The organism is Candidatus Pelagibacter sp. HTCC7211 (genome assembly GCF_000155895.1).
GTDB lineage: Bacteria > Pseudomonadota > Alphaproteobacteria > Pelagibacterales > Pelagibacteraceae > Pelagibacter.
The window spans coordinates 1033483-1060480 of the sequence record NZ_DS995298.1 but is presented as its reverse complement, the minus strand read 5'-3'; the positions used below and the strand labels follow the sequence as shown (position 1 = coordinate 1060480).

Below are 26998 nucleotides of genomic sequence, written 5' to 3'. Positions count from 1 at the left end.
ATGGAAAATATCGATTTAATATTACCTGAAATATTTATTGCACTTTCAATTATGTTTCTATTAGTTTTAGGAGTTTTTAAAAAAAAAAGCTCTAAAATTGTTTTTAACATTTCTCAGTTAATACTTTTAATAACTGCAGTAATAACAATCAATGAAACTTTTGCTATTGATCGTATTACTTTATTTAAAGACAGTGTTGTAATAGATCACATGTCATCATTGATGAAAATAATTACTCTACTTGGAGCTTTTTTAGTTTTAACTATTTCTACAAATTATCTTAAAACATTTAAATTATTTAAAATTGAATATCCTGTTTTAATACTGAGTTCTGTTTTAGGTATGATGGTTATGATTAGCTCAAACGATTTAATTGTATTTTATATGGGTCTAGAACTACAATCTTTAGCACTTTATGTTTTGGCTACTTTTAATCGAGATCAATTACAATCTTCTGAAGCAGGATTAAAATATTTTGTTTTAAGTGCCCTATCATCAGGATTACTTTTATACGGTTGTTCATTAATATATGGATTCTCTGGATCAACAAATTTTGACATTATTTCAAGTCAGCTTAATTCAAACGAATATGTTCTAACATTTGGAATAGTATTTATTCTTGTAGGTTTAGCTTTCAAAATTTCTGCTGTTCCTTTTCATATGTGGGCGCCAGATGTTTATCAGGGATCACCTACATCTGTTACTTTATTTTTTACAATGGTACCAAAGATTGCTGCATTGACAGTATTCATTAGATTTCTCTACGTACCCTTTTTAAATTTAATAGATCAATGGCAAATGATAATAGTTTTTTTATCAATCGCCTCTATGCTTTTTGGAGCAATTGCTGCAATAGGTCAAACTAATATAAAAAGACTTATAGCTTACAGTTCTATTAGTCACATAGGTTATACGTTAGCTGGATTAGCAGCTGGAACTAATAATGGAATTCAGAGTTCAATTGTTTATATATCAATATATATAATTATGAATTTAGCACTATTTTCGTGCTTATTAATGTTGAAAAGAAATAATAAATATTACGAGGATATCAAAGATCTTTCAGGGCTTTCTAAAAATCATCCTTTATTGTCTTTATCTTTACTAGTAATTCTTTTTTCATTAGCTGGAATTCCACCACTTGCTGGTTTTTTTGCAAAATTCTATATTTTTAAAGCAGTAATAGAGCAGTCTATGTTCTTCTTGGCTGTAGTAGGTTTGCTATCAACTGTTGTAGCTGCATTTTATTATTTAAGAATTATAAAAATTATTTATTTTGATGAAGAAAAAGAAAAGTATGACGAAGATCATAGTATCTGGTTAAAATTTTCACTCACTTTTTCAACAATATTAATTCTACTATACTTCATTTTCCCAAGTCAATTAATTGACGTTGTATCAAGAATTAATATTATTTAATGAAATTTAAAAAATTTAATTTTAAAAAAGTTAAAAGTACAAACAACACAGCAATTCGAATTATTAAAAATACAAATTTTAAATTTGGTATGGTAATTTCAGATACTCAATTAAGCGGCAAAGGTCAGTATGGGAATAAATGGATTTCATATAAAGGAAATTTGTTTGTAAGTTTTTTCCACGAACTTAAAAATATTAATATGTCTTTATCAGCCTTAACTAAAATTAATTGTTTATTAGTCAAAAAGATATTAATCAAATATTGTAAAAAAAAAATTGTATTTAAAAAACCAAATGATTTATTGATAAATAAAAAAAAGGTAAGTGGAATACTGCAAGAAATTATATCAATATCAGATAAAAGTTTTCTAATTATTGGCATAGGCATAAATTTAATTAAAAGTCCTAAAATAAAAAAATATCCAACAACAAATTTATACGAAATAACAAATAAACGAATTAATAAGAAAAAATTCGAAAATGATCTAAAAGAAGTTTTTGAAAAAAACTTATCTAAAATGTATAAGATAAATTACAAAATGAATGGAATGTAAATGTACTTATTAGGTGATATTGGAAATAGTGAGACCAAACTTTTTTTGGTATCTAAACAAAATAAAATTCTTAAAAAAATAATTTTTTTAACTAAGGACATAAATCAAAAAAAACTAAAAAAAAATTTTAAAATAGATTTTAAGAAAATAGAAAAAATATTATTCTGTAGTGTTGTTCCAAAATCTTTTAATTTAATTAAGAAATATTTAATTAAAAAAACTAAAGTAAAATGCAATGAAGTTAAAAATTTGAATTTAAAATCTTTAATTAAAATTAAAGTTAATTATAAACAAGTTGGTTCAGACAGAATTACTAATGCAATAAGTTTAATGAATAATAAAGATAATTTTATAATTCTTGATTTTGGTACTGCTACAACATTTGACGTACTTATAAAAAATACTTATACAGGTGGAATAATTGCTCCAGGTATAAGACTTTCTTTAAATACCTTGTCAGACAAAGCAACTTTAATCCCTAAAATTAATCTAAAATTAATAAAAAAAGTTATCGGTAAAGACACAATCTCAGCTGTTAGATCGGGTTTTTTCTGGGGTTATGCTGGTTTAATTGACAATATCATTAATTTAATTAAGAAAGAGACAAGAAAATCTTTTAAAGTAATTATTACTGGGGGATTTTCTGAATTATTTAAAAAATCAATAAAAACAAAGGTTATTCATAATAAGGATATTACTATTAACGGACTTCTAAAGATCACAAAATTAATCAAATAAAATGAAAGATGAATTATTATTTTGTCCACTAGGTGGATCAGGCGAAATAGGCATGAACATGAACTTGTTTGGTTATGGCCAACCAAGCGACCATAAATGGATTATGGTGGATATAGGTGTTACATTTGCTGATGACACAATTCCTGGAGTTGATTTAATTTATCCTGACCCTGGTTTTATTGTAGAGAGAAGAGATAATTTACTTGGGATAGTTTTAACCCATGCTCATGAGGATCATATTGGAGCGATTGCTCATTTGTGGCCTCAATTAAAGTGTAAAATTTATGCAACTCCGTTTACAGCTGTTCTTATTAAAGAAAAATTTAAGGAAAAACAAATAGATATAACTAAAGATTTAAAAATAGTTGAACTAAATGGAAAGGTATCATTGGATCCTTTTGAGATCGAATATATAACACTTACTCATTCAATTTTAGAACCTAATGGTTTGAAAATAAAAACTCCTGCTGGATCTATCCTTCACACAGGTGATTGGAAAGTTGATCCAAATCCATTAGTAGGTGACAAAATTAATCAAGAGAGATTAAAACAAATAGGTGAAGAAGGTGTTCTTGCAATGATTTGTGACTCAACCAATGTTTTTAGCGCAGGAAGATCAGGATCTGAATTAGATGTTAGAAAAAATTTACTTAATGTAATGACACGTTTAAAAAAGAGAATAATCATTACCTCATTTGCATCCAATGTTGCGAGAATGGAAACAGCTTTTTATTGTGCTGAAAAAACAGGAAGACAAATTTCATTGGTTGGTAGATCAATGCACCGCATTTATAAAGCTGCTCGACAATGTGGCTACTTAAAAAATACCATTGAACCAATAGACGCAAGAGAGGCTAAGAATTTTTCAAGAGAAAAAATTGTTTATTTATGTACTGGTAGTCAAGGTGAGCCAATGGGTGCAATGATGAGAATTTCAAGCTATATCCATCCAGATGTCTTTATAGAAAAGGGTGATGCAGTTATTTTTTCTTCAAAGATAATTCCTGGAAATGAAAAAAAATTATATAAACTTCATAATCAATTAGTCAAAGATGGTATAGAAGTAATTTCTGAAGAAACAGAATTTATTCATGTTTCAGGCCATCCAAACAGAGAAGATCTTAAAGATATGTATAATTGGGTAAAACCCAAATGTGTAATACCAGTGCATGGTGAACATAGACATATGATTGAACACATAAACTTTGCAAAAGAAATGCAAGTTCCTCATCCTGTACAAGTTGAAAATGGTGATATTGTCAAATTATATCCTGGAGATAAACCAGAAGTATATGATAAGGCGCCAAGTGGAAGATTATATCTCGATGGAAGTATAAGTGTAGATGGTGACTCTCAATCGATTAAAGATAGAAAAAACCTAAGCGCAAATGGATATATGGAAGTAACAATTATCATCACTCCAAAAGGAAATATTCACAATAATCCAGTGCTTTCTTACAGGGGTTTGCCTGTATATGATAAAGATGAATTTGATTATGGGCTAGAATACGAAATAGAAAAGACAACAAGATCATTCAAAGTTGGTAGTCGACAACAAGAACATAATTTAATCGATGCTCTTAAAATAGCATGCAGAAAGTTTTCAAAAGAAAAAACTGGAAAAAAACCATTTACAAATATTAATTTAGTCCGGATTTAATGAGCATTACTGGTTTAGCCATCATTTATATAATTATTTGGTGGATTGTGTTTTTTGCTATTTTGCCAATAGATGTGAATAGAACAAAAACGGTTAAAATTGAAGGTGAAGATCCTGGATCACCAGAAAATCCAAAAATGTTAAAAAAGTTTATTTATTGTACTGGTATAACAAGCTTTATTTTCGTAATAATTTATTTATTGATGAAATATGAATACTTAAACTTAAGAAATATTATTAATTAATATGCTTTTATCAAAATCATTTATCCCAATTTTAAAAAACAATCCTTCAGAGGCCAAAATAAAATCTCATCAATTGATGTTGAGAGTTGGAATGATTAAACAAGCTTCTGCTGGTATTTACTCATGGTTGCCACTTGGCTTTAAAGTAATGAAAAAGATTGAAAAAATTGTCAGAGAGGAACAAGATAAAATTGGTGCTCAAGAAATTTTAATGCCAACAATTCAATCAAGTGAAATTTGGAAAGAAAGTGGTCGATATGATGATTATGGCGAGGAAATGCTTAGGATTAAAGATCGTCAAAATAGAGAGATGCTTTATGGACCAACCAACGAAGAACAAGTTACTGAAATATTTAGATCGTCTTTAAAATCTTATAAATCATTACCACAATTACTTTATCATATACAATGGAAATTTAGAGATGAGATTAGACCTCGATTTGGAATTATGAGGGGAAGAGAATTTTATATGAAAGATGCATACTCATTTGATATTACAGATGAAGATGCTTTTTTCTCATATAATAAATTTTTCTTATCTTATTTAAGAACATTTAAAAGATTATCTTTAACAGCTATTCCAATGGCAGCTGATACAGGGCCAATAGGCGGAAATTTATCACATGAATTTATAATTTTAGCTGATACTGGTGAAAGTAAAATTTTTACTGATAAAAGAATTTTTGATTTAACTAATGATGATACCGAACTAGAAAAATCATCTCTAGAACAAATGAGAAAAAGATATGAGAAATTTTATTCTGTAACAGATGAAAAATTTAATAAAGTTGAATTTGAAAAGATGGTCAGTGAAGAAAATAGATTAATAACAAAAGGTATAGAGGTAGGTCATATATTTTATTTTGGAGATAAATACTCAAAAGCAATGGATACAGCTGTAGATCTTCCTGGTGGAAAAAAAGATTTTGTTAAAATGGGCTCATATGGAATTGGAGTTTCAAGATTAGTTGGGGCTATTATTGAGGCTAAATATGATGATGAAAATGAAATCATGAAATGGCCATTGTCTGTTGCTCCATATGATATAGCACTAATTCCAATGATAAATAAAAATGACAATTCTGCTCTTGAAAAAGCAAATAAAATCAATTCAGAATTAATTAGAAATAATATTGAAGCAATTATAGATGATACAGATGAGAACTATTCGTCAAAAATTAAAAAGATGAACTTAATTGGTGCACCATACCAAATAATTATTGGAAAAAAATCAGATGGTGACCTTTTAGAATTTAAAGAACCTGGTGGTGAAACTCAAAATTTATCATTAGAGAAAATAATTGAGATTATAACAAAACAAAAAGCTTCCAATTGATTTCTACGTTAGAAAAAGAAATTACTTTTAGATTTTTAAAGGCTAGAAAAAAAGATGGCTTTCTGAATATCATTTCAATTTTTTCATTTATTGGCATCAGCTTAGGTGTTGCTGTTTTAATTATAGTTATGTCTGTTATGAACGGTTTTAGAACAGAACTGATCAACAAGATTGTTGGTTTTAACTCCCATATAACCGTTAAGTCTTATGAAGAAAACGGTATTAATCAAAATAAACTTAAGAACAATAATCTAAAACTTATTAGTAATGATATTATTTTTAGCAACTCAGGAGAAGCAATAATCTTAAAAAATAATACATCAAAAGGAATTGTTTTAAGAGGATACAAAAGTGATGATTTTTCAAAATTAACAATTATAAAAAATAAAAAATTTAAAGGAATAAGATCTCATTTAGACGAAAATTCTATATCGATAGGTAATGAGCTAAGTTTTAGTTTAGATCTTAAAATTGGAGATAAGATTACACTGATGTCTCCATCTGGAGTTGAGACTATTATAGGCAGTATGCCAAAACAGAAAATTTTTAAAGTCACTTCAATTTTTAACAGTGGATTAGCTGATTTTGATAATAATATTGCTTTAATTAACCTGGACACTCTTGATGATTTTTTTGGCTTTGAAAAAAAAGATAGAAACTTAGAAATCTATTTAAAAAATCCAAATAATATTGAAACTCAAAAACAAATTGTGCAAGAAATTTTTGATCAAGAATTTATTTACACTTGGGCTGATATGAATAAGTCATTATTTTCAGCTTTAAAAGTTGAACGAAATGTTATGTTTATTATATTATCACTAATAATTATTGTTGCAGCGTTTAACATAATATCCGGTTTAACAATTTTAGTTAAAAATAAGACACGTGATATTGCTATTTTAAAATCAATTGGTGTTTTAAATAAATCAATTATTAAAATCTTTTTTCTAATTGGAATATTAATTGGTACTTCAGCTACTTTATTTGGGATTTTTTTAGGAGTAACTTTTTCATTATACATTGAAAATTTAAGGCAATTTCTAAGTTCAACTTTTAATATTAGTTTATTTCCTGAGGAAATTTATTTCTTAAGTAAAATGCCCTCAGAAATTGATCCTTCATCAATATTATTGATATCAATTTGTTCAATATTAATAACAATAATTGTGTCAATATTTCCAGCATTTAAAGCTGCTAAACTAGATCCAATTAAAGCGTTGAAATATGAATAATTATCTTCAATTAAAAAATATTTCAAAAAACTTTAATATTGATAAAAAAATTAAGGTATTAAAAAATTTATCATATGATTTTCATAAAGGAAAAGTTTATGCTTTAATGGGTCCCTCTGGATCTGGTAAATCTACATTACTTAATTTAATTTCTTTGATTGATAGACCTTCACTTGGGTCTATTAAATTCAGTAATAATCAGATTAATTTTAACAACAAAAATAAGAATGACATCTTTAGAGCCAAAAATATTGGTATTGTTTATCAACAAAATAATTTGCTTCCTGATTTTACAGCGTTAGAAAATGTTTATTTAGCAAATCTATCTTTGAACAATAATAAAGATTTGGCAATATCAAAAGCAGAAAATTTATTAAAAAAAATTGGTTTATCAAATAGATCAAATCATTTTCCCTCTCAATTATCTGGAGGCGAGTCTCAAAGAGTTGCGATTGCAAGAGCTATTATTAACGATCCTGAAATTATTCTTGCAGATGAACCAACTGGAAGTCTAGATTTAAATACAGCAAAAGAAATTTTTCAACTTTTGGAAAGTCAAAAAAATCCTAATAGGCTCATAATATTTGCAACTCACAATAGATTTTTTGCAAATAAAGCAGATTTACTATTGGAGATGAGTGATGGTAAGATAAAACCTTCACATGGCTGAGTCTGCAATTCAAAACTTTAATCATCTTAAAATTCACACACAATATTCTATATGTGAAGGTGCTGTCAAAATTGATGATTTACAAGATTTTGCAAAATCAAATAAAATTAAATCATTAGCTCTTTGTGATACTTCAAATCTTTGTGGGGCACTTGAGTTTGCTGAAAAAATTTCTAAAGTTGGAACACAACCAATTGTAGGAACTCAAATTAATTTTAAATTTGGTGATACCGTTGGTTTGCTACCCTTATTTTCGCTAAATGAGAAGGGCTATAAAAGAATAATCAAACTTTCGTCTCTATCATTTCTTGAAAACGATAAGCTCTCTGATCCACATGTTGATTTTAATAATTTGTTAGAAAATAATGAAGGTGTAGCAATTTTTTCAGGTACAACATTTGGTTTATTTGGTGAATTATTTAATAAAGGAAAATTCACTGAAATTCATGATTTATACAAGAAACTTAATTCAACATTTGATGACAGGTTTTATATTGAGATACAACGTCATAATGATCAAAATGAATTAGGATTTGAAAAATTTAATTTAAATAAATCATTGGAATTAAAAATTCCTATTATTGCCACAAATGAAGTTTTTTATATTAATCAAGATATGCACGAAGCTCACGATGCACTAATTTGTATTGGAAACAAAACTTATATTAACGAAAAAAATAGAAAGCATTTAAGCAATCAACATTATTTTAAAAGTAATTCTGAAATGTCAGAACTATTTGCAGATTTACCAGAAGCATTAGAAAATAATTATAATTTTCCACTAAGATGTAATTTTAGACCTTTATTTTCAAATCCTATTTTACCAAATATAAGTTCTGAAGAAGGGGGAAATGCCGATGATCTTTTGAAGAAAGACTCATTAAGTGGTTTAAAAATTAAATTTAATAAAATTTTTGGAATTAAGGAAAATGAATTAGATAATGATAAAAACTACTTAGACTATAAGGATAGACTGAATCACGAATTATCAATAATAATTGAAATGAAATACTCAAGTTATTTTCTTATTGTTTCTGATTATATTAAATGGGCAAAAAACAACGATATTCCAGTTGGACCAGGTAGAGGTTCCGGTGCAGGTTCACTAGTTGCATGGTGTCTCTCAATTACGGATGTTGATCCAATTAAATTTAATTTAATTTTTGAAAGGTTTTTGAATCCTGATCGTATTTCAATGCCTGATTTTGATATAGATTTTTGTGAGGAAAAAAGGGATTTAGTTTTTGAATATTTAACAAAAAAATATCAAGATAGTGTTGCTCACATAATTACATTTGGAAAATTAAAAGCAAGAATGGTTGTTAGAGATGTTGGTAGAGTGTTGGGTTTGCCTTATGGATTTGTAGATAGCATTTCTAAAATGATACCTTTTGATCCATCAAGACCTCAAACATTAACCCAATGTATTTCTGGTGAACCAAGATTACAAAAATTAATAAATGAAGATCAAAGAGTAAAAAAATTAACAGATCTTTCTTTAAAATTGGAAGGTTTAAATCGGAATGTTGCAACACATGCTGCGGGTGTTGTTATAGCAGATAAAAAGCTTACAGAGGTTGTCCCTCTGTATAAGGATGCTTCATCAGAATTGTTATTACCTTCGACACAATTTGATATGTATTCAGCAGAAAATGCAGGATTAGTAAAATTTGATTTTTTAGGTCTTAAAACACTAACTGTAATTAATAATACTCAAAAATTAGTAAAAAAAATTGATAAAAATTTTGATATTGAAAAAATTAGTTATGAAGATCAAAAGGTTTTTGAGCTCTTATCTAGTGGAAATACAGTTGGGTTATTTCAAGTTGAAAGCTCAGGTATGAGAGAGGCATTAGTTCAAATGAAACCTAACCATATAGAGGATATTATTGCTTTAGTTGCTCTTTATAGACCTGGACCAATGAGTAATATTTCAACTTATAATGACTGTAAACATGGAAGACAAACACCAGACTACTTACATCCACTTTTAGAAGATATTTTAAAACCAACGTACGGTGTAATTATTTATCAAGAACAAGTAATGCAAATTGCACAAAAGTTGTCAGGTTTTACAGCAGGTCAAGCTGATCTTTTAAGAAGAGCAATGGGAAAAAAGAAAAGAGCTGAACTAGAAAAACAAAAACAGGGTTTTATAGCAGGAGCGGTACAAAATGGGATAGCCAAAGATGTAGCTGCTGGAATTTTTTTAAAAATTGAACCTTTTGCTGAATATGGATTTAATAAAAGTCATGCAGCTGCTTATGCAATTATTTCTTATCAAACAGCATTCTTAAAAACTTATTATCCAAAGGAGTTTATTGCAGCATCAATGACTATGGATATTTCTAATCAAAATAAACTTAGTGAATTTTATGAGGAATTAAAAAGACTGAATATTAAAGTTGTAAGACCTAATATCAATGAATGTTATGCAGACTTTAGAACAGAAGGAGATAAATTTTATTATGCACTTGGTGGCATCAAAGCAGTTGGCTATGAAGCCATATCTAATGTTATAAAAGAAAGATCTGAAAACGGTAAATTTGACTCTATTAATGATTTTTTGAAAAGAGTTAATCCAAAAGATATGAATAAATTACAATTGGAAGGATTGGTTAAAGCAGGAGCATTTGATAATTTAAATAATAATCGTCAGTCACTTTTTAACTCAATTCCAAACTTTATTCTGAAAACCAAAAATATATTTGATAACAAATCAGCAAATCAAATAGATTTATTTTCAGAGGATGAAAGTTTACAAAATGATATAACTCATGATATTGAAGATTGGAATTTTGAAGAACGATTATCAAAAGAGTTTGAAGCCGTTGGATTTTTTATTTCAAATCACCCTCTAAATCAATTTACTGAAATTTTTGATGATTATAAAATTAAAGATTATTCAAATTTTAATTCCAATGATGAAATTAAAGATGCAAATATTGCTGCAACTTTATTAAAACTTCAAGAAAGGAAAACTGCAAAGGGAAACGCATATGCTGTTTTAAAATTAACTGATCTAAATAGTGTTTTTGAATTGTTTATATTTTCTGACATCTTAGAATTAAATCGTGAGATTTTAAAAGAAGGTAATTCCTTAATATTAACTCTTATTAAAAATATTTCTAATGATGAAAATAGATTTAAACGTATCAATGTACAAAAAATTGGATCTTTAAAAGAACTTTATAATAGCCCTATTAATGAAGTTTCTTTTGATGTTAAATCTCATATTGAAGTTGATGAAATCTCAAAAATATTAAAGGAAGATGGCAAAACGATTGTTAACATTAATATGACCATTAATGAAAAAACATTAAAATTTAAGCTCAAAAACTTAAGAAATTTAGATAGAAAATCACTATATCTTCTTAGAAAAGAGGATATTTCAAGCACTATTAACTAAAAAAGCCTTGTTTTATTATCATAATCTTAGTAAATACATCCACAATTAAATTAACACGCACACAGTTGTTGGTTTTATACCTCCGGTCCTTAATTGGAAATTACTGTGGTGGCTTAACCGGGAATAAATATGAAAATACCAGAAATAACAATACAGCAATTATTAGAAGCAGGCGTTCATCTAGGTCATAAAACTTTAAGATGGAACCCAAAAATGAAAAAATACATTTTTGGAAAAAGAGACTCAATTCACATTATAGATTTAACACAGACTTTAGAGTTAACAAAAGTAGCTCTCGAAAAAGTCTATAATATTATTGCAAATAATGGCAAAATTTTATTTGTATCAACTAAAAAACAAGCATCAGAGGCTATTGCTGAAGTTGCAAAAGAAACAGATCAATACTTTGTAAATTACAGATGGCTAGGTGGTATGCTTACTAACTGGGGAACAATCTCTGGCTCTATAAAGAAGATGAAGAAATATGAGACTGCCTTAGCAGCTGAAAATAGAGGTTTCACTAAAAAAGAACTTTTAAAGATGAGTGTTAAAAAAGATAAACTTGAAAGATCTTTGGGAGGTATAGCAGAAATGAAAAAAACTCCTGATTTAGTATTTATTATTGATACGAATTATGAGTCTTTAGCAATAGCAGAATCTGTAAAACTAGGAATTCCAATAATTGCAATTTTAGATAGCAATTCAAATCCTGATAATATTGATTATCCTATTCCAGGCAATGATGACGCAAGACGAGCAATAGATCTTTATTGCAACTTAATTAAAGAGACAATTAATTATGCAAAAAGTTCAATTCCTTCTTCAGCACCAATAACTGAAAACTCTAATAATGATAAAAAGGATATTCAAGTTAAAACAGTTCAAGAATTAGATAGAGAAAAATTAGAAAAAAAATTTTCTACAGAAGATAAGGAGAAATTAAATTAAAATGAGCGATATAGAAAAAGTAAAAAAACTTAGAGAAGTTACTGGTGCTGGTTTTAAAGATTGTAATCTTGCTATTAAAGAGTCAGGTGGTGATATAGATAAAGCAACAGAGATACTAAGAGTAAAAGGAATTTCTAAAGCTTCAAAAAAAATGTCTAGAGACGCTAAAGAAGGTGTTGTAGCAGTCAGTGGAGATGAAAATAAAACATCTGTTGTAGAGGTAAATTGTGAAACAGATTTTGTTGCAAAAAATGAGGATTTTACAAACTTTGTTAAAGAATTAAGTGAATTAAATAACGAAAAAAACTCAAATATTGATGATTTAAAAATTTCAAAAATGTCAAATGGTGAGACAGTTGAAGATAATATTGTTGCTTTAATTGCAAAGATAGGTGAAAAAATTACAATAGGAAAAACAAAAACTATTGAAAATTCTGGATCATTAAACAATCATTATTTACATACAGTCGTAAAAGATAATATTGCAAAATTAGCAGTTGTTGTATCTTTAGAGACTCAAGATAAATCAGAAACAGTTAAAACTTTTGCAAAACAATTATCTATGCATATTGCTGCTTCAAATCCTTTAGCTTTAGAATCTAATTTAATTGATCAATCAATAATTGATAAAGAACAAGAACTTGTAACGGAAGAATTAAAAAACTCAGGCAAACCTGATGATATTGCAAAAAAAATTAGCATGGGTAAAATGAACAAATTTAAGGAAGAAAATGCACTATTGTCTCAAGCTTGGGTAATGGAGCCAAAAAAGAAAGTAGAAGATGTTTTGAAAGAACTTTCAATTGCTGACTTAAAAGTAAAAGAGTTTTATAGAATAAAGATTGGAGAATAAATGTTTGATGAAAAATCATACAGCCTTAAAATGGATAAAGCCATTGAGGTTTTCTCAAAAGAATTAACATCTTTAAGAACAGGTAGAGCTAATGCTGCAATGTTAGACTTAGTTAAAGTTGATGTTTATGGACAACAAATGCCAATCAATCAAGTTGGAAGTATAACAACACCTGAACCAAGGATGATAAATATTCAAGTATGGGATGCTAATAACGTATCGCTTGTTGACGCCGCAATACAAAAATCAGATTTAGGATTAAATCCTCAAATAGATGGTCAATTGATTAGACTACCAGTACCTGAGCTTAATGAAGAGAGAAGAACAGAATTAAAAAAACTTATAAAATCAATTGGAGAAAAATGTAAAGTTTCCATTAGAAACATTAGAAGAGAAGCTAACGAAGAATTGAAAAAACTTTTAAAATCAAAAGAAATTGGAGAAGATGAAGAAAAATCATCTGAAAAAAATGTTCAAACAATAACAGATGAACATATTAAAACTGTAGATGAAAAGGTTTCTTTAAAAGAAAAAGAAATAATGACAATATAAAATGAACCCTATAAATCACGTGGCCATTATTATGGATGGTAATGGGAGATGGGGCCTTAAACAAAAAAAATCAAGAAACGCTGGACATAAAGCTGGTTTAAAATCAGTTGAACGTATTATTAAAAAATCTATAGAATATAATATAAAGTTTTTAACATTATTTGCTTTTTCTACCGAAAATTGGAAAAGACCAAAAAAAGAAATAGATTATTTATTCAATTTATTAGAAAGTTTTTTAATTAGTAGAATTGATGAATTTGATAAACAAGATATTAAATTTAAAGTTATTGGTAAAAAAAATTTTTCTAAAAAATTGAATTTATTATTAAATTCAGCAGAAAAAAAGACTTCCAAAAATTCAAAAATCCAAATTAATCTCGCATTAAATTATGGTTCTAAATTTGAGTTAGTAAATGCATTTAAGAAAATTATAAAAAATAATATCAATATCGACGAAAAAAATATTGAAAAATTTCTATATACCAAAAATATACCCAACCCAGATATATTAATTAGAACTGGTAACACAAAAAGATTAAGTAATTTTTTATTATGGCAAATTGCTTACTCAGAAATTTTCTTTGAAAAAAAATTATGGCCAGATTTTAATGAAACAGATTATTCAAAAATAATTAATAAATTTAAAAAAGTGAAAAGAAATTACGGAAACATATGATTAAAAATGAATTTATAATAAGACTTTTTAGCGCCCTTATAATGGCTCCAATAGTACTTTTTATAATAATTGAAGGTTCCATTTTATTCAATTTTTTTATTTTTATATGTTTTGTCATAACCGCATATGAATGGCTACAAATGTCAAAATTTAATAACCAAAAAATAATTGGTTTATTTTTTATAATAATTTCATTTTACACAATATTTAAAATTAGAAATGATTTTAACCAAGATTATTTTCATATTTTGTTAATAGCAATAATATGTGTCTCAACAGATACCGGTGGTTATATTTTTGGGAAACTATTAAAAGGACCAAAATTAACTAAATTGAGTCCAAATAAAACATATGCCGGAGTGATTGGAAGTTTTCTGTTATCAATTATTACTACCATCTTATTTTTTAAATTAACTTTAAAAATCTATAATTTTAAATTTACAGAAGAAACATTTATCTTTGTATTATTTGTATCCTTAGTAAGTCAAATAGGAGATATAATTATTTCGTATTTTAAAAGACTTTCTAAAATTAAAGATACCGGAAATATCATTCCAGGACATGGCGGGATTTTAGATAGAATTGATGGTATGATTTTTGCTTATCCTTTCTCTTATCTTGTATTTTTGAATTGGAATTTTCAATGAAAAAAAAAATTGCAATACTTGGATCAACTGGATCTATTGGAAAAACTTTATTAGACATTGTAAATAAAGATCGTAAAAACTTTGAAATTATTCTTTTAACTGCAGACACAAATTATAAGTTATTATACAAACAGGCTAAAAATTTTAATGTAAAAAATTTAATTATTACAAATCCAGTGAAATATAATTTGTTAAAAAAAATTAATAAAAAAAAAAATTTGAATATTTATAATGATTTTAAAAATTTACATAGAATATTTAAGAGTAAAATTGATTATTCAATGAGCTCAATTACAGGTATCAATGGTTTAGAGCCAACTTTAAATATAATAAGGTATTCCAAAAAGATTGCTATCGCTAATAAAGAGTCAATTATATGTGGGTGGAATTTAATTAATAAAGAATTAAAAAAAAATAAAACACAATTTATACCAGTTGATTCAGAGCATTTTTCACTCTGGTATGGTTTAAAAAATTTGAAAATAAATAATATTGAAATGATATATTTAACAGCATCTGGCGGACCATTCAGCAAAATTTCATTGAATAAATTCAAAAGTATAAAAATTAATCAAGCTTTAAAACATCCAAATTGGAAAATGGGTAAAAAAATCTCCATAGACTCAGCTACTATGATTAATAAAGTTTATGAAGTTATAGAAGCTAGAAATATATTCAAAATTAATTATAAAAAGATTAAGATTTTAATTCATCCCAAATCTTATGTTCATGCAATTTTAAAATTTGATAATGGACTAACAAAAATTATTGCACATGATACAACTATGAAAATACCAATATTTAATACTCTTTATGATAATAATAGCAAAAAATTAAAGTCAAAAATAATAGATATAAATATTCTAAATAATTTAAATTTAAAAAATATAGAATTAAAAAGATTTCCTATGGTAAATTTATTGAATTTTTTACCATCAAAACAATCTTTATTTGAAACTGTTGTTGTTTCAGCAAATGATACTTTGGTTGAATTATTTCTTAATAATGAAATTAAATTTGTCGATATACAAAAAAAATTATTTAAAATTATAAACAAAAAGAAATTTTCAAAATATAAAAAAAAGTATCCAAAAAAAATTAAAGATATAGTTGAATTAAATAATTATGTTAGATTGATAACCCTTGAAAACAGTATATAAATCATCAATTATATATGAACAATGTTAAAGTAATTTTTTTGTCGTTTGTTTTAAATGTACTATTTTTGTCTTTTGCATTTAGTGAAATAATTAAAAAGATTGAAATTAAAGGTAACAAAAGAATTTCTGATGAAACAATTTTAATGTTTTCCAAAATTGATGAAGGTCAAAATTTTAATAATTTAATATTAAATGAAATATTAAAAAATTTATATGACTCAAATTTTTTTAGTAATGTTTCAGTTAAATTTGAAAATAGTATAATTGAAATTAATGTCAAAGAGGCTCCACTTATAAAAGATATAAAGATTAGTGGTATAAAAGCTGAAAAGTTTAAAAAATTAATCAAAGAAAGTTTAATTTTGAAACCAAGAGGATCTTTTAATAATTTTTTTTTATCAGAAGAAACAAAGATTATTCAATCAAAACTCAAATCAGCTGGATTTTATTTCTCTAAAATTGATCCTTTTATAGAAATATTAAATGACAATATGATTAGTATTGATTATCGTATTGATCTTGGTGAAAAATCTAAAATTGGAAAAATTTCTTTTATTGGCGACAAAGTTTTTAAAGATAATAAACTAAGAAGTATTTTAGTTAGTGAAGAATATAAATTTTGGAAATTTATTTCGGGTAAAAAATTTTTAAATGAAGATTTGATTGAACTTGACAAAAGATTACTTAAAAATTTTTACTTAAATAAAGGATATTACAATGTTGAAATTAATGCTTCATTTGCAAAATTAATCGATAAAAATAAATTTGAGTTAATTTATAATATAAATGCAAATAAAAAAATTTATTTTGGTGAAATGAAAGTTGTCTTACCAAATGATTTTGATGAAGAAAATTATAAGAATTTAAAGAATTTATTAGTAGATCTTAAAGGTGAACCTTATTCACTCTATTCTGTTGATAAAATTTTAGATGAAATTGATTCGATTACTACAACTGAAGAATTTAAATCATCCAATGCTTTCGCCCAGCAAAATATTGTATCTGATAAATTAAATATTGATTTTGTTGTTGAGAAAAGCAAAACTTTTTTTATTGAAAAAATTAATATACTTGGAAATAATGTTACGAGAGAAAATGTAGTAAGAAACCAGTTAGAAATCGATGAAGGTGATCCTTATAATGAAATCTTAGCAAAAAAATCTGAAAATAATTTAAAAAGTTTAAACTTTTTTAAAAGTATTAAATCTACAATAGTTGATGGTAAGAATCGAAATTCTAAAGTAATAAATTATGAATTAGTTGAAAAGCCAACTGGTGAATTAACTGCTGGAGCAGGGGTGGGTACTGATGGTGGATCTTTCTTTTTTGGTGTTAAAGAAAATAATTATCTTGGAAAAGGTGTTGCTGTTGATGCTGATATTACTTTTTCAACAGACTCTGTTAAAGGAAGTTATTCAATAACTAATCCAAATTATAATAATTCAGATAGATCAGTTTATTTTAATATTAAAGCTGAAGAAACTGATAAATTAAAAGACTTTGGATATAAGACTAATAAAACAGGATTTGAAGTAGGTACTTCATTCGAATATTTAAAAGACTTTAACTTAGGATTAGCAACAAGTTCTTTTTTTGAGAATATGGAAACTGACTCAACTGCTTCTGCAAGACAAAAAAAACAAGCAGGAAATTATTTTGATTCATTTTTGAAATTTAATTTTGACTACGATAAAAGAAACCAAAAGTTTAAAACATCAGATGGTTTTAGGTCAAATTATAGTATTAACTTTCCTATTATTAGTGAAACGAATACTTTTACAAATAGATATAATTATAAAGTATTTAATGAATTTTATGAAAATAATATAACTTCTTTTTCTGTATCTTTGGCGGGTGCCAATTCTGTTACAGATGATGATGTTAAGCTATCAGAAAGACTTTTTATTCCTTCTAGACGTTTAAGAGGTTTTGAAGCTGGTAAGATAGGTCCAAAGGATGGTGATGATTTTATAGGTGGTAACTATAGTGCTACATTTAATGCTCAATCAAATATACCAAGAATTTTTCAAAATTTTCAGAATTTAGATGCTATTATGTTTTTTGATGCTGGTAGCCTTTGGGGTGTAGACTATGACTCATCTCTTGATGATGGAGGTAAATTAAGAAGTTCAATTGGCGTTGGAGTTGATTGGTTTACAGTTATTGGTCCTTTAAATTTTACTCTTTCTGAGGTTATAACAAAAGAGGATAATGATATTACAGAAAGTTTTAGATTTAATCTAGGAACAACATTTTAATGAAATTTATAAATAATTTTTTTTTTATTTCTATATTTTTTTTTTTAAATATAGCTCAAGCTTATAGTAGTGAACCCATAGCATATATTGATATGGATTTTATTATAAAGAATTCTGAAATAGGAAAAAAAACTTTAAATTCTATAAATAATTTAAATGAAAAAAATTTAAATGAACTTAAAAATAACGAAAAAATATTAAAAGATCTTGAAAACGATATTATCAGCAAAAAAAATATAATTTCCAAAGAAGAATTTGATAAAGAGGTTTTATTTTTCAAAGAAAAAGCAAATAAATTTAAAGAAGATCAATCTAAAATGGTTGAAGATTTTAATAATTATAAAAAAAAAGAATTTGATGGTATTATAAGCAAGATCAGTCCAATCATAAATGCTTATATGGAAAAAAAATCGGTCAAAATTTTGCTAGATTCTAAAAATATATTAATTGGCAGATCTAACTTGAACTTAACAAACGAAGTAATAAAAGAAATAAATGAAAAAATTAAATAACTATGCTTAAATTGAATAAACAAGATATCGTAAATTTATTACCTCATAGAGAACCAATGCTTCTAATAGATGAATTATCAGACATAAAAAAATTATCATCTGCAACAGCTGTTGTAAAAGTTAGAAAAGATAGTTTTTTTGTTCAAGGCCATTTTCCAGATAATCCAGTAATGCCGGGTGTGCTAATTGTTGAGTCTTTTGGGCAAGCTGCTGCAGCATTAACTGCTCATGGACTAGATAAAACTACATATGAAAATAAATTAGTTTTTTTGATGGGTGTTGAAAAAGCAAGATTTCGAAATCCTGTGATACCTGATTGTGATTTAATTTTAAAAATTGAGGCAATTAGATCTCATGGTAGAGTATGGAAATATAAAGGTGAAGCTTTTGTAGAGGATAAAAAAATGGCAGATGCAATATGGTCTGCAACTATTGTTGACAAGAAATAAATAGCAATAATTATTGATAACTTATTTTAAAATGCTTTGGTAAAAGCATTTATGCCAAACGCATTCTTTAAAAATCATGGCCCACTTAAGATTTGTGATATATTACAAACTCTTAATCTTAAATCTGATGAAAAATATTCAAATGTCAATGTTAATGATATTAAAGATTTAATTACATCAAATAAAAATGATATTACTTTTTTTCACTCAAACAAATACAAAGAATTAGCAAATAATACTAAGGCTTCATTTTGTATTACTAATGAAAATTTAAAAGAAATATTACCAGATACTTGTACACCTGTAATTGTAAAAAATGTTCTATTAGCTACTTCAACCATTACAGCAAAATTTTATCCAAGTGCGATTAATGATAACTTTGATAGTACTGCTAACTTTATTGACAAAACTATTTACAAAGACAAAGTTAAATTTGGACACAATGTATTAATCGGCGATAATGTTTCAATAGGCTCTAATTGCATGATTGGACATAATACCGTAATTGAAAGAAATGTTTCTATTGGTGATTATTGCACTATTGGTTCAAATTCTGTCATCAGAAATACATTAATTGGCAATGATGTAAAAATTCTTGATAATTGTGTTGTTGGAAAACATGGATTTGGATTTTTTCCTGATAAAAAAACTAATGTGAGGTATCCACACATTGGAATTGTTATTATAGAAAATCATTGTGAAATAGGATGTGGATCAACAATTGATAGAGGATCAATGTCTAATACTATAATTGGGAGAAATACTTACTTAGATAATCAAATACATATAGCCCATAATGTTAAAATTGGTGAAAATTGTATAATAGCAGGACAAGTTGGAATAGCTGGAAGTACTATTTTAGGTAAAAATATTAAAATTGGTGGACAAGCCGGGATATCAGGACATTTAAAAATAGGTGACAATGTTGATATAGCAGGAGGCAGTGGTGTTATAAGAGATATTCCAGATAATTCAAAAGTAATGGGGTATCCAGCCAAAAATATTAGAGACTTTTTGAAAGAAAACAAATGATACATAAAACTGCCATTATAGATCCTAGTGCAAAAGTTCCTGAAAATATTAAAATTGGTGCATACTGTGTGATAGGATCAAATGTAGAAATTGGAGAAGGTAATGAAATTCAATCACATGTTAGTATAACTGGCAATACTAAAATAGGAAAAAATAATAAAATATATCCATTTGCATCACTAGGTAACGATCCTCAAGATCTCAAATTTAGTGGCGAACAAACAAATCTTATAATTGGAGATAATAATAAAATTAGAGAATATGTTACAATTAATCCTGGAACCAAAGGTGGAGGAGGGTTAACAAAAGTTGGAAATAATTGCTTATTTATGGTTTCATCTCATATAGCTCATGATTGTAATGTTGGTAATAATGTTATTTTAGCTAACAACGTTCCTTTGGGAGGACATGCTAATATAGAGGATAATGTTATAATTGGAGGTAATTCAGCAGTACAACAATTTACAAGAGTTGGAAGATCAGCAATGATAGGTGGAATGTGTGGCGTTGTAAGAGATATAATTCCATATGGAATAGCCCATGGAAATAGAAGTGTGCTTCAAGGATTAAATTTAATTGGTCTTAGAAGAAAAAATATATCAAATAAAGAAATAATCACTTTAAGTAACGCTTATAAAGAAATTTTTAAAAATGAAAATTTAACTGAAAATTTGAATAATTTAAATCAAGATTATAAAAAAAATGAATTAGTTTTAGAGGTTATTAATTTTTTAGAGAAAGACAAAAAAAGACCAATTTGTACACCTTTTTCAAAATAAGATGATAGGATTATTTTTAGGCGATACTGATTTCTCAGAAATTGTTCTTAAAAAAATTAAAAAATTAAAAAAGAAATATTTTATAATTGATTTTTCAAAAGATAATATATTTAAGAAAGACGTTAATTCACATAGAATAAGTATCGGCAAATTTGGAAATATAATAAATTTAATTAAAGAAAAAAATTCTAATAAAGTTTTATTTGCTGGAAAAATTGCTAAACCAAAATTTTCATCACTAAGATTAGATTTAAAAGGAATTTATTATATGCCCAGCGTAATTAAAGCATCAAAATTAGGTGATGCTGCTATTATAAAATCAATAATAAAAATTTTAGATAATGAGGGTATTAAAGTTATAAGTTCAATTTATTTTAATAAAGAATTGGCGCTTAAAGCTGGAAATTATTCTAAATTAAAACCTAATATAAATGAACTTAATTCAATTAAAAAAGGTGTTGTATATTTTAAGAAATTGAAAAGCTTAGATCATGTACAAGCAATTATTGTTAAAAATAATAGTATTTTAGCTACTGAAGGTAAGCAGGGTACAAAGAAAATGCTCTCAAAATTAAATAAAAATTCAAATGGTATTTTAATTAAACTACCTAAACCCAAACAAGATCTTAGAATGGATCTTCCTACCATTGGAATTAATACTTTAAAAGATTGTAAAAAATTTGGTTTAAAAGGAATAGTTTTAAAATCTAAGCAAAATATTTTTTTAGATAAGGATAAATGTATAAATTTTGCTAATAAAAATAAGATTTTTATAAAGATCATATGAAAAAGATTTTTGTATTAACTGGCGAACCTTCAGGAGACAAATTAGCATCTACAATTATTTCAAAATTAAAATCACAAAATGCTGATATCGAATATTTATCAGTAGGAGGAACACATCTTGGTAAATTAGGTATAAAATCAATATTTAATTTAAAGGATATTACCTACCTAGGTTTTACAAGTGTTTTATTTAATATTTTTAAAATTAGAGCAAAAATCAATAAGACTGTTGACGAGATTATAAAATTTAATCCAGATATATTATTTAGTGTAGATAGTCCTGATTTTACTTTGAGAGTTTCTGAAAGAGTTAAAAAGTTAAATAATAAGATAAAAACTGTTCATTATGTTGCTCCACAAGTTTGGGTTTGGCGAAAAAACAGGGTTAAAAAAATTAAATCATTCATTGACCATATACTTTTACTGTTTAGCTTTGAAAAAAAATATTTTGAAAAAGAAAATATTAAAAATACTTTTGTTGGTCATCCATTAATTGAAAAAAATAAGAATGTAAAAACTGTTTTAAATAATGTTATCTCTAAAGAAAAAAAAATTATATCAGTTTTTCCAGGTAGCCGCTCATCTGAAACCAAAGTTCTTTTACCAATTCTTTTAGATTTTATTAAACTTATGAATAATAAAAAACATGACTACAAATATTTTTTTCATGCAACAGATGAAAATAAAGAATTCATAATAAATAATATTAAAAAAACTAACTTTACTAATATTGATGTTGTATCTGATGAAATTATAAAGTCACAAGTTTTATCAAATTCAATTTTTGCTGTTTCTAAATCAGGAACTGTTTCTCTTCAAATATCTAATTTAAATATACCATCAATAATAATTTATAAATTAAGCTTTATAAATTTTATGATTTTTAAGTTATTAGTTAATGTTAAGTTTGCAAACATCATCAATATTATTAATGATAAAGAAATTATTCCTGAATTATTACAAAAAGAATGTAATGCTGAAGAAATTTGTAGAACTGTTATTTATTTTTTAAGAAATCCAGATCTTATTCAAAAGCAATTAGATGTTTGTAATAAAACTCTAGAAGGTATTAGATCTAATACTTCATCTTCAGGTGAAGCTGCTACAGTATTAAATAATTATCTGACTATTTAATCTTTTTTGAACTTCTTCTTTACCTAATGAAATTATAATATCGTATAAACCTGGTCCAAATTTTGATCCTGTCAATGCAACTCTTAAAGGTTGACCCACTCCTTTAAAATTTGTTTCATGTGATTTAATTAATTCTTTTACTACAGGTTCTAATGTTTCTTTCTTAAATTGATCTATTGCTAAAATTTTATTTTTGAATTCTGTTATTATTATTTTAGCTTTTTCATCTATTAATTTTAAATCTTCATCATTAAATTTAATTTCATCATGAATTATAAATTTTGCATTATTGTATATATCCTCTAGTGTTTTTGCTTTATTTTTAAGAAAGGACAATGATGGTTTAATCTTTGCCTCTTTTTCAGATTTAATTTTTTCTTTGTATTTTTCACAATAACTAACAAGTTGTTGATATAATTCGTTTTCATCGATTGATTTTATATAATGTTCATTCATTGATAAAATTCTACTCATATCTAGTTTTGATGGAGATTTACCTATTCCCTCTAAATTAAATAATTTGATACTTTCTTCTAATGTAAAAATTTCTTTATCTTCGTAAGACCACCCAAGTCTTAGTAAATAATTTCTTAATGCTTCAGGCATAATACCAATTTTAGAATAGTCATCTAAAGTTGAAGCATTATCTCTTTTTGATAGCTTTTTTCCTTCTATAGTATGAATTAGTGGAATGTGAGCAAATGCTGGCAAATTCCAATTCATTGCTAAATAGATTTGAATTTGTTTAAAGGTATTTATTTTATGGTCATCACCTCTAATAATATGTGTCATTCCCATCTGATGATCATCAACAGTTGCTGACAAATTATAAGTTGGAGTGCCATCGTTTCTTAAAATTATAAAATCTTCAATAGTACTGTTATCTATCTCAACATCTCCTTGAACTAAATCTTTAAGAATTGAAGTACCTTCAATTTTACTTTTAAATCTTATTACTGGTTTTATATCTTTTGGTGCTTCTGACTCTGGAATATCTCTCCATTTCCTATTATAAATATAAGGAAGTTTTTTTTGTCTAGCTCTTTTCTTTTGTTCTTCAATTTCTTCACTTGAGCAATAGCATCTATAAGCATTACCATTTTTAAGTAGCTCATTTGCTACTTTTGCATGATCATTAATTTTAGTTGATTGAATATATTCTTCACCATCATGTTCTACACCTATCCATTTTAAAGATTTGATAATTTGATCTTTATGTTCATCTTTAGATCTTTCCTTATCTGTATCTTCGATTCTTAAATGAAAAGTACCTTTATGATTTTTTGAATAAAGCCAATTAAATAAGGCTGTTCTTACACCACCAATATGAAGAGCTCCAGTAGGTGAGGGAGCAAATCGTGTTGCTACTTTTGACATCAATGATGTTTAGACTATTTTTTTAAAAGTTTCTATATAAAGATACCAATACTCCTTGAACTTTAACTCTATCAGGTCCAAAAATCTTAGTTTCATAGTTTCTATTAGCACTTTCAAGTGCAACTACTTTACCTTTTTTACGAATTCTTTTAAGCATAGCTTCATGTTCATCTATTAAAGCTACAACAATTTTTCCATTATCTGCGGTATCAGTTCTTTTAATAATAACAGTATCACCCTCATTAATACCGGCTTCAATCATTGAGTCACCTTGAACTTTTAGGCCGAAATAGTCACCATTTTTTTCTAAATTGTTCGGCAATGGAATTCTAGACACCTCATTTTGGATTGCTTCTACTGGTGTACCAGCAGCTATTTTACCAAGAACAGGAACTTCTATTTCATCAGAGTTTATATTTACTTCATCTAAGCCACCTTTAATAACACTTGGTGAAAAACTATTATAAATATCATTTGCTGAGGCAGTCTCAGGCAATTTAATTACCTCTAATGCTCTAGCTTTATGTGCTAATCTTTTAATAAATCCTCTTTCTTCTAAAGCACTTATTAATCTATGAATACCTGATTTAGATTTTAGATTGAGTGATTGCTTCATCTCTTCATAAGAAGGTGAAACACCAGAGCTTCTCAACTTCTTGTTGATAAATAAAAGCAGGTTTTTTTGTTTTTTAGTTAGCATAAGAACAAATATCGTACAAATAATGTTCTATAAAAGTTCTTTTGATTTAACAATACTAAAAATGCCAATAAAATAGGGGTTTATTTAACTATAAAACTGAAAATATAGAGTTTTTTTCTAAATTTTTCAAAAGTGATTCACCAATTAAAAAAGTATTGATGGATGTTTTGTTTTTTAAATTTAATAACTCCTCTTTAGTTTTTATTCCACTCTCAGAAATTAAAGGACCTTCATGATTAATTAGCACATTATAAATATCATAGGTTGTATTAATATCTGTTTTTAAAGTTTTTAAATTTCTATTATTTATTCCAATTAAAGCTTCCTTAAAATTTAAAGCTTTTTTAGCCTCATCAACAGTATGAACTTCTACAATAACTGACATGTTAAGTTTTAAGGCTTCTTCATATAATTGGTTCGCTAAATTTTCAGAGACACCAGCTAAAATAATCAAGATTGCATCAGCACCATAACTTTTTGCTAAAGGTATTTGAAAAGTATCTATAAAAAAATCTTTACATAATATTGGTAAGTTAATTTTTTCTTTTATTTTACTAATGTGAATTATATTTCCTAAGAAAAAATCTTCCTCTGTTAAAACAGATAGGCAAGTTGCTTTGTTATTCTTATAAATATTGGCTATTTCTACAGGATTATAATCATCGATAATTATGCCTGCAGATGGACTAGCTTTCTTTATTTCTGCAATAATGGATGTTTTATTATTAGAGATATTATTTTGAATTTTTTCTTTAAAATTTACAAAACTATTATTTACATTAATAATATCATTAAGTTGGTTCAAATTAATAGACTTTTTAAGATGGTCTATTTTTTCAATTTTTTTCTTAATTATTTTTTCAAGTATATTTTCAGACATTTTGTAGTTTTTTTAAATGCAGATAGGGTTTTCCTGATAAAATAAATTCTCTACTATGATTATATGCATCTGAAAATTCTGAAAATTTTTCATTAACAATTAAACCTGCTGCTGCATTTAAGCAAACAGCTTTAGAAAAATCATTGTCTTTACCTTTAAAAATTTCTATCATTTTATTTGCATTATAGTTAGCATCATCTCCAACAAGATTTTCAAATTTCTCAGCATTAATATTTAATAATTTTGGATCGATAGTAATTTCAGATATTTCACCATCTTTTAATTGCATGACATTAGTTTTAGCGTAAGGAGATATTTCATCCAATCCATCTTCACTATTTACAATCCAGGCAAATTTAATATTTAATTTTTTAAGTCCTTCAGCAAATATATTTAATAGACTTTTGTCAAATACCCCTACAACTTGTTTATTAACTAATGCTGGATTGCTTAGAGGTCCAATCATATTAAATATCGTTCTTTTACCAATTTTTTTTCTCACTGGACCAACAAACCTCATAGCATTATGATAATTTGGAGCAAACATAAAACCAAAATTATTATTATTAATTTCTTTTTCTATATCATTTGGCTCAAGATCTATTTTTATTTTTAGCGCTTCCAGAACATCACCTGATCCACATTTTGACGAAACAGCTTTATTACCATGTTTTGCTACTTTAGTACCCATACTTGCTAAAAGTAGTGCCGAAGCAGTAGAAATATTCAATGTATTCATTCCATCACCACCTGTTCCACAAGTGTCAACACAACCTTCAACATTTACTCTTTTTGACTTTTCTCTAAGTACATATACACCACCAGCTATTTCATCTGAAACCTCTCCCTTAGATGAAAGCAAGGTTAAAAAATTATATATTTGATCTTCCGATGCTTCACCTGTCATTAAAATTTCAAATGCAGATTTACTTTCATCAAATGATAGATTTTGTTTATTTCTAAGTTTTTCTAAATATTGATCCATTATTTTT

General features: G+C 26.4%; 26 protein-coding genes. 22 read left to right on the top strand and 4 right to left on the bottom strand.

Annotated features, from left to right (window positions below):
• From nuoN to lpxB, 22 genes are all read left to right on the top strand, one after another.
• On the top strand, nucleotides 1-1419 hold the full coding sequence (gene nuoN / locus PB7211_RS05735; RefSeq protein WP_008544226.1) for an NADH-quinone oxidoreductase subunit NuoN: 1419 nt from the start codon (nucleotides 1-3) through the stop codon (nucleotides 1417-1419).
• Complete coding sequence (locus PB7211_RS05730) at nucleotides 1419-1973, top strand: biotin--[acetyl-CoA-carboxylase] ligase (protein ID WP_034399126.1); 555 nt, start codon at nucleotides 1419-1421, stop codon at nucleotides 1971-1973. Before nuoN ends, PB7211_RS05730 begins: the two co-directional genes overlap by 1 nt.
• Nucleotides 1974-2711: a type III pantothenate kinase gene (locus PB7211_RS05725; RefSeq protein WP_008545959.1), complete on the top strand. Its 738-nt coding sequence runs from the start codon at nucleotides 1974-1976 to the stop codon at nucleotides 2709-2711.
• A gap of 1 nt (nucleotide 2712) precedes the next feature.
• Complete coding sequence (locus tag PB7211_RS05720) at nucleotides 2713-4371, top strand: ribonuclease J (protein WP_008546147.1); 1659 nt, start codon at nucleotides 2713-2715, stop codon at nucleotides 4369-4371.
• Nucleotides 4371-4616: a DUF1467 family protein gene (locus PB7211_RS05715; protein WP_008545956.1), complete on the top strand. Its 246-nt coding sequence runs from the start codon at nucleotides 4371-4373 to the stop codon at nucleotides 4614-4616. The genes PB7211_RS05720 and PB7211_RS05715 overlap by 1 nt, the downstream gene beginning before the upstream one ends.
• A 1-nt stretch (nucleotide 4617) precedes the next feature.
• Nucleotides 4618-5952 (top strand): proline--tRNA ligase, encoded by a 1335-nt coding sequence (gene proS, locus PB7211_RS05710; RefSeq protein WP_008544177.1) that lies wholly within the window; start codon nucleotides 4618-4620, stop codon nucleotides 5950-5952.
• Nucleotides 5949-7184: a lipoprotein-releasing ABC transporter permease subunit gene (locus PB7211_RS05705; RefSeq protein ID WP_008545175.1), complete on the top strand. Its 1236-nt coding sequence runs from the start codon at nucleotides 5949-5951 to the stop codon at nucleotides 7182-7184. Before proS ends, PB7211_RS05705 begins: the two co-directional genes overlap by 4 nt.
• Nucleotides 7177-7854: an ABC transporter ATP-binding protein gene (locus PB7211_RS05700; RefSeq protein ID WP_008546109.1), complete on the top strand. Its 678-nt coding sequence runs from the start codon at nucleotides 7177-7179 to the stop codon at nucleotides 7852-7854. The genes PB7211_RS05705 and PB7211_RS05700 overlap by 8 nt, the downstream gene beginning before the upstream one ends.
• Nucleotides 7847-11263: a DNA polymerase III subunit alpha gene (gene dnaE / locus PB7211_RS05695; RefSeq protein WP_008545870.1), complete on the top strand. Its 3417-nt coding sequence runs from the start codon at nucleotides 7847-7849 to the stop codon at nucleotides 11261-11263. The genes PB7211_RS05700 and dnaE overlap by 8 nt, the downstream gene beginning before the upstream one ends.
• Before the next feature lie 129 nt (nucleotides 11264-11392).
• Complete coding sequence (gene rpsB, locus PB7211_RS05690) at nucleotides 11393-12211, top strand: 30S ribosomal protein S2 (RefSeq protein WP_008544582.1); 819 nt, start codon at nucleotides 11393-11395, stop codon at nucleotides 12209-12211.
• Nucleotide 12212: 1 nt separating this feature from the next.
• Nucleotides 12213-13064 carry a translation elongation factor Ts gene (tsf, locus tag PB7211_RS05685; protein ID WP_008545832.1) on the top strand — a complete coding sequence of 284 codons (852 nt, stop codon included), beginning with the start codon at nucleotides 12213-12215 and terminating at the stop codon, nucleotides 13062-13064.
• On the top strand, nucleotides 13065-13616 hold the full coding sequence (gene frr / locus PB7211_RS05680; RefSeq protein WP_034399121.1) for a ribosome recycling factor: 552 nt from the start codon (nucleotides 13065-13067) through the stop codon (nucleotides 13614-13616).
• Between the two features lies 1 nt (nucleotide 13617).
• Entirely contained in the window at nucleotides 13618-14292 is a 675-nt protein-coding gene (uppS, locus tag PB7211_RS05675) for a polyprenyl diphosphate synthase (RefSeq protein WP_034399118.1), read from the top strand.
• Between the two features lie 140 nt (nucleotides 14293-14432).
• Nucleotides 14433-14939, top strand: a complete 507-nt coding sequence (locus PB7211_RS05670; protein ID WP_198001878.1) for a phosphatidate cytidylyltransferase — start codon at nucleotides 14433-14435, stop codon at nucleotides 14937-14939.
• Nucleotides 14936-16099 (top strand): 1-deoxy-D-xylulose-5-phosphate reductoisomerase, encoded by a 1164-nt coding sequence (locus tag PB7211_RS05665; protein WP_008545620.1) that lies wholly within the window; start codon nucleotides 14936-14938, stop codon nucleotides 16097-16099. Before PB7211_RS05670 ends, PB7211_RS05665 begins: the two co-directional genes overlap by 4 nt.
• 14 nt (nucleotides 16100-16113) lie before the next feature.
• Nucleotides 16114-18357 carry an outer membrane protein assembly factor BamA gene (gene bamA, locus PB7211_RS05660; RefSeq protein WP_008544146.1) on the top strand — a complete coding sequence of 748 codons (2244 nt, stop codon included), beginning with the start codon at nucleotides 16114-16116 and terminating at the stop codon, nucleotides 18355-18357.
• Entirely contained in the window at nucleotides 18357-18869 is a 513-nt protein-coding gene (locus PB7211_RS05655) for an OmpH family outer membrane protein (RefSeq protein ID WP_008545778.1), read from the top strand. Before bamA ends, PB7211_RS05655 begins: the two co-directional genes overlap by 1 nt.
• Nucleotides 18870-18871: 2 nt before the next feature.
• Entirely contained in the window at nucleotides 18872-19318 is a 447-nt protein-coding gene (gene fabZ, locus PB7211_RS05650) for a 3-hydroxyacyl-ACP dehydratase FabZ (protein WP_008544144.1), read from the top strand.
• A gap of 51 nt (nucleotides 19319-19369) precedes the next feature.
• The gene (gene lpxD / locus PB7211_RS05645) at nucleotides 19370-20350 is read left to right on the top strand and encodes a UDP-3-O-(3-hydroxymyristoyl)glucosamine N-acyltransferase (RefSeq protein ID WP_008544861.1); all 981 of its coding nucleotides are present in this window, start codon (nucleotides 19370-19372) and stop codon (nucleotides 20348-20350) included.
• On the top strand, nucleotides 20347-21129 hold the full coding sequence (gene lpxA, locus PB7211_RS05640; protein ID WP_008545228.1) for an acyl-ACP--UDP-N-acetylglucosamine O-acyltransferase: 783 nt from the start codon (nucleotides 20347-20349) through the stop codon (nucleotides 21127-21129). Before lpxD ends, lpxA begins: the two co-directional genes overlap by 4 nt.
• A gap of 1 nt (nucleotide 21130) precedes the next feature.
• Nucleotides 21131-21916 (top strand): UDP-2,3-diacylglucosamine diphosphatase LpxI domain-containing protein, encoded by a 786-nt coding sequence (lpxI, locus tag PB7211_RS05635; protein ID WP_008544138.1) that lies wholly within the window; start codon nucleotides 21131-21133, stop codon nucleotides 21914-21916.
• Nucleotides 21913-23049, top strand: coding sequence for a lipid-A-disaccharide synthase (gene lpxB, locus PB7211_RS05630; RefSeq protein WP_034399112.1), 1137 nt, complete (start codon nucleotides 21913-21915; stop codon nucleotides 23047-23049). Before lpxI ends, lpxB begins: the two co-directional genes overlap by 4 nt.
• On the opposite strand, the gene gltX is transcribed toward lpxB, so the two are convergent.
• The 4 genes from gltX to trpD all read right to left on the bottom strand — a co-directional run bounded on the left by gltX (nucleotide 23026) and on the right by trpD (nucleotide 26991).
• Entirely contained in the window at nucleotides 23026-24426 is a 1401-nt protein-coding gene (gltX, locus tag PB7211_RS05625) for a glutamate--tRNA ligase (protein WP_008544436.1), read from the bottom strand. The two genes, lpxB and gltX, sit on opposite strands and share 24 nt — an antisense overlap.
• Before the next feature lie 22 nt (nucleotides 24427-24448).
• On the bottom strand, nucleotides 24449-25126 hold the full coding sequence (gene lexA, locus PB7211_RS05620) for a transcriptional repressor LexA (RefSeq protein ID WP_008544828.1): 678 nt from the start codon (nucleotides 25124-25126) through the stop codon (nucleotides 24449-24451).
• 88 nt (nucleotides 25127-25214) lie between these two features.
• The gene (locus PB7211_RS05615; RefSeq protein ID WP_008544516.1) at nucleotides 25215-26006 is read right to left on the bottom strand and encodes an indole-3-glycerol-phosphate synthase; all 792 of its coding nucleotides are present in this window, start codon (nucleotides 26004-26006) and stop codon (nucleotides 25215-25217) included.
• Nucleotides 25999-26991 (bottom strand): anthranilate phosphoribosyltransferase, encoded by a 993-nt coding sequence (trpD, locus tag PB7211_RS05610; protein ID WP_008544658.1) that lies wholly within the window; start codon nucleotides 26989-26991, stop codon nucleotides 25999-26001. Before trpD ends, PB7211_RS05615 begins: the two co-directional genes overlap by 8 nt.
• Nucleotides 26992-26998: the final 7 nt, after the last annotated feature.

Coding starts and splice junctions, on each gene's coding strand:
- nuoN (WP_008544226.1), top strand. CDS start 1: ATGGAAAATATCGATTTAATATTACCTGAAATATTTATTGCACTTTCA.
- PB7211_RS05730 (WP_034399126.1), top strand. CDS start 1,419: ATGAAATTTAAAAAATTTAATTTTAAAAAAGTTAAAAGTACAAACAAC.
- PB7211_RS05725 (WP_008545959.1), top strand. CDS start 1,974: ATGTACTTATTAGGTGATATTGGAAATAGTGAGACCAAACTTTTTTTG.
- PB7211_RS05720 (WP_008546147.1), top strand. CDS start 2,713: ATGAAAGATGAATTATTATTTTGTCCACTAGGTGGATCAGGCGAAATA.
- PB7211_RS05715 (WP_008545956.1), top strand. CDS start 4,371: ATGAGCATTACTGGTTTAGCCATCATTTATATAATTATTTGGTGGATT.
- proS (WP_008544177.1), top strand. CDS start 4,618: ATGCTTTTATCAAAATCATTTATCCCAATTTTAAAAAACAATCCTTCA.
- PB7211_RS05700 (WP_008546109.1), top strand. CDS start 7,177: ATGAATAATTATCTTCAATTAAAAAATATTTCAAAAAACTTTAATATT.
- dnaE (WP_008545870.1), top strand. CDS start 7,847: ATGGCTGAGTCTGCAATTCAAAACTTTAATCATCTTAAAATTCACACA.
- rpsB (WP_008544582.1), top strand. CDS start 11,393: ATGAAAATACCAGAAATAACAATACAGCAATTATTAGAAGCAGGCGTT.
- tsf (WP_008545832.1), top strand. CDS start 12,213: ATGAGCGATATAGAAAAAGTAAAAAAACTTAGAGAAGTTACTGGTGCT.
- frr (WP_034399121.1), top strand. CDS start 13,065: ATGTTTGATGAAAAATCATACAGCCTTAAAATGGATAAAGCCATTGAG.
- uppS (WP_034399118.1), top strand. CDS start 13,618: ATGAACCCTATAAATCACGTGGCCATTATTATGGATGGTAATGGGAGA.
- PB7211_RS05670 (WP_198001878.1), top strand. CDS start 14,433: ATGTCAAAATTTAATAACCAAAAAATAATTGGTTTATTTTTTATAATA.
- PB7211_RS05665 (WP_008545620.1), top strand. CDS start 14,936: ATGAAAAAAAAAATTGCAATACTTGGATCAACTGGATCTATTGGAAAA.
- bamA (WP_008544146.1), top strand. CDS start 16,114: ATGAACAATGTTAAAGTAATTTTTTTGTCGTTTGTTTTAAATGTACTA.
- PB7211_RS05655 (WP_008545778.1), top strand. CDS start 18,357: ATGAAATTTATAAATAATTTTTTTTTTATTTCTATATTTTTTTTTTTA.
- fabZ (WP_008544144.1), top strand. CDS start 18,872: ATGCTTAAATTGAATAAACAAGATATCGTAAATTTATTACCTCATAGA.
- lpxD (WP_008544861.1), top strand. CDS start 19,370: ATGCCAAACGCATTCTTTAAAAATCATGGCCCACTTAAGATTTGTGAT.
- lpxA (WP_008545228.1), top strand. CDS start 20,347: ATGATACATAAAACTGCCATTATAGATCCTAGTGCAAAAGTTCCTGAA.
- lpxI (WP_008544138.1), top strand. CDS start 21,131: ATGATAGGATTATTTTTAGGCGATACTGATTTCTCAGAAATTGTTCTT.
- lpxB (WP_034399112.1), top strand. CDS start 21,913: ATGAAAAAGATTTTTGTATTAACTGGCGAACCTTCAGGAGACAAATTA.
- gltX (WP_008544436.1), bottom strand. CDS start 24,426: ATGTCAAAAGTAGCAACACGATTTGCTCCCTCACCTACTGGAGCTCTT.
- lexA (WP_008544828.1), bottom strand. CDS start 25,126: ATGCTAACTAAAAAACAAAAAAACCTGCTTTTATTTATCAACAAGAAG.
- PB7211_RS05615 (WP_008544516.1), bottom strand. CDS start 26,006: ATGTCTGAAAATATACTTGAAAAAATAATTAAGAAAAAAATTGAAAAA.
- trpD (WP_008544658.1), bottom strand. CDS start 26,991: ATGGATCAATATTTAGAAAAACTTAGAAATAAACAAAATCTATCATTT.